The organism is Methylacidimicrobium cyclopophantes, from assembly GCF_902143385.2.
Taxonomy (GTDB): Bacteria; Verrucomicrobiota; Verrucomicrobiia; order Methylacidiphilales; family Methylacidiphilaceae; genus Methylacidimicrobium; species Methylacidimicrobium cyclopophantes.
The window spans coordinates 1-3212 of sequence record NZ_CABFUZ020000033.1; the positions used below are offsets into that span (position 1 = coordinate 1).

2 protein-coding genes are annotated in these 3212 nt (G+C 62.7%); one reads left to right on the forward strand and one right to left on the reverse strand.

The window, feature by feature from the left end; all coding sequences use genetic code 11:
• On the forward strand, positions 1 to 1315 hold a 1315-nt coding region (gene priA, locus FN369_RS00870), incomplete at its 5' end, for a replication restart helicase PriA (protein WP_142524335.1).
• A 106-nt stretch (positions 1316 to 1421) separates the two neighbouring features.
• On the opposite strand, the gene FN369_RS00875 is transcribed toward priA, so the two are convergent.
• Positions 1422 to 3149 carry a glycogen synthase gene (locus FN369_RS00875; RefSeq protein ID WP_142524336.1) on the reverse strand — a complete coding sequence of 576 codons (1728 nt, stop codon included), beginning with the start codon at positions 3147 to 3149 and terminating at the stop codon, positions 1422 to 1424.
• Positions 3150 to 3212: the final 63 nt, after the last annotated feature.

Below are 3212 nucleotides of genomic sequence, written 5' to 3' on the forward strand. Positions count from 1 at the left end.
CCGCTCGGCGGTCTTCGCGCCCCTGCGCGAGCTCGGCCTCATCGTGGTCGACGAGGAGCACGAGACCGCATACAAGCAAGGGGAGACCCCCCGTTACCACGCCAGGGATGTCGCCGTGATGCGCGCCCGCAGGGAAGGGATTCCCGTTCTCCTGGGCTCCGCCTGTCCGTCTTTGGAGTCCTATGCCAATGCGCTTGCCGGGAAATATCGCCTTCTCGAATTGAGCGCCCGCGTCGAGGATCGCTCTCTCCCTCTGGTCCAGATCGTCGATCTCCGCCGACGCGGGCGGAAGCGCCGCTCCACGGCGGGCGCCTCTCCCTCGGAGATTCCTTGGCTTTCCGGCGAGCTTCAGGAAGAAGTGGGAAAGCGCCTCGCCCGGGGGGAGCAGGCGTTGCTCTACGTCAATCGGCGCGGCTATGCGCGAGTCCTCCAATGTTCCGATTGCGGCGGAGTGAAGGAATGTCCCCATTGCAGCATCGCCCTGACCTACCACCGTGCTGGAGAAAATCTCCGCTGTCACTTTTGCGGCCACTCCGAGCCGCTTCCCGTCGCCTGTCCGGTTTGCCGCGGTGCTCGCCTGGAAGCGTTGGGTGCCGGAACCGAGCGGGTCGTCGAATCGGTCCAGAAGGCGTTCCCGTCGGCCAGGATCCTGCGGATGGATTCGGACTCGATGGCCAGGAAGGGTGCTCTCGGGGAAGCGCTGCGAGCCTTTGCCGAGCGCCGCTTCGACATCCTCGTCGGAACCCAGATGGTGGCCAAGGGGCTCCATTTCCCGGGAGTCACCTTTGTCGGGGTCGTCCAGATCGACGGGCTTCTCCATATGCCCGACTTCCGCTCCGCAGAACGAGCCTTCCAGCAGCTTCTCCAAGTAGCGGGCCGCTCCGGCCGGGGGGAATCGAGAGGAGTGGTCTTTGTTCAAACCCGCTCTCCCTTTCATCCGGCGATTCAATTTGCTCGCCACCACGACTATCGCGGCTTTGCCGAGCAGGAGCTCGAATTCCGTGCTTCCTTCGGCTATCCGCCGCATGCCCGACTGGTACTCCTGGTCTGGAAGAGCCCGGACGAGAGTCTCTGCCGTCAGGCCGCGCAAATCGAGAGCGGGGAGCTTTGCCAGAGGCTTTCCGGGATCGCGGAGGGAGGAGGGGTCCTTCCCGCCCCGATCGCGCGGCTCCAAGGGTCCTTCCGCTATCAGCTCCTTCTCAAGACCAATCGGATCGTCGAGGCCGCCCGCGTCATCAAACAGTGGACGGAAGAGCGGCTCCGCCGACCGGAAGTCGATCTCACGGTAGATGTCGACCCGGTCGACTTTCTCTGAGGAATCTCCTCTGTCGGCCGCCGGCCCCAATGGGCTTTGTAGGCAGAACAAAAAGGTCTGGCCCTTCTGGAGCAATCGCTTGCGATTCAGAGCGGAAGAAGTTCGGCTATCCCGTAGATCCCGCGGAGACTCCGCGCCGGCGGAGGGCTTCGGTGTAGACCTCTTCATATTCCCGAGCGGTTCGGGTCCAGGAGAAGAGCTGTTTCATCCCTTCGACGCGCAGCGCGGTCAGAGTTTCCGGAGCTTTTTCCCAGAGATCGATCGCGCGCCGGCAAGCGGCGGTCAACCCTTGTCCCGTCGGTTCGAGGAAGAGCAATCCCGTACCGGGGCGCTCCTTGTCCTCCAGATCGATTACGGTGTTTCGGATTCCTCCAGTCGCCCGGGCCACGGGGATAGAGCCGTAGCGCATCGCATAGAGTTGGCTCAGGCCGCAGGGCTCGTAGAGGGATGGCATGAGGAAGAAGTCGCTTCCGGCGAAGATCCAGTGGCTGAGCTCCTCCGAGAATCCGACGGACGCCGCCACTTGATCGGGAAAGGTTCGAGCCAACCCGCGGAGGAACTCCTCGAATTCCGCCTCTCCCGATCCCAAAAAAACGCATTGGATCGATTCCTCGCGGAGAAGCGAGGGGAGCGCGTCGCGAACGAGATGAATGCCTTTTTGGAGATGAAGCCGGCTTACCATCGCAAAAAGCGGGAGATCGGAACGGGCCGGCAGGCCCATCCGGCGCTGCAGGGCTTCCTTGCAGCGAGACTTTCCCGATAAGTTTCGCGCGGAAAAGTTCGCCGGTAGGAGGGGGTCGACTTCCGGATCCCATCGGGTCTCCTCGACGCCGTTGAGGATTCCGCGAAGGTCGTTCTTCCGCCGGGCGAAAAAGGGAGCGAGCCCGCATCCGCCGACCGGCTCGAGGATCTCGTCGGCGTAGGCGGGGGAAACAGTGGTGAGAAAATCGGCATCGTGCACTCCGGCCTTGAGCAGATTGACCTGGCCGTAGTCTTCGATGAAATCGGGCTGGAAGCGTGTCCATTCCAACCCGAGATAAGGCATGACGCTGGATCCGTATTTCCCTTGGTGCCCGACATTGTGAAGGGTGAGCACGGTCGCGGTCTTGCCGAAAGGGGAGAGGAGATGGGGCCAGGCTTTCAGAAAGACCGGGACGAGGGCTGCAGGCCAATCGTGGACATGGAAGAGATCCGGGATGAAGGCAAGCGACTTGCAGATTTCGAGAGCGGCCTTTGCCAGGAGGGCAAACCGATAGGCATTGTCGGCATACTCTCCCGTCGGCTCGTCGTAGACGCCGGGTCTTCCGAAATAGCTCTGGTAGTCGACGAGCCAGACCGGCACCCGCTCTTCTCCCAGGAAAGTCTCCCAGACGGCGATCCAATGCTCTTGCCCCGCGCCCATATGGACGCAACAGGAGCCGAGGAGGCTCGTGACGATTTTGCTCCGATCGATTCCGGCGTAGAACGGAAGAATCACGCGAACCTGGTGGCCTCGTCGGGCGAGAGCCAGCGCAAGGCCTTCCACGGCGTCACCGACACCGCCCACCTTGGCGAGGGGAGCGCATTCCGCAGCGACAAAGACGATCTTTCGCCGGCTTTCTTGCGGAGGCGCGGGGGGAGCGACCCTCCGGCGGGCAACGACCGGCCGGCTCCGAGCTTTTTGCGAGCGGGGGGCTTTCTTCTCGCTCGCAGCTTGGAGCGCCTCGTCGGCGATTTGTTGCAGCTCGGTTGATTCGGGAAGGGGAGCCTCTTGCTTGTCGGAGGCCAACGTCCACTTGGCTCGCTTTTCGCTTGGGCGACTCTGTTTCTTGCTGGAGCGCTCGGATGGTTTCATAGCGTATCAACTATTCTCTGCCTCGGGGGGAAGGGGCGGCAAGCTTTTGTGGCGGCGGCCCGC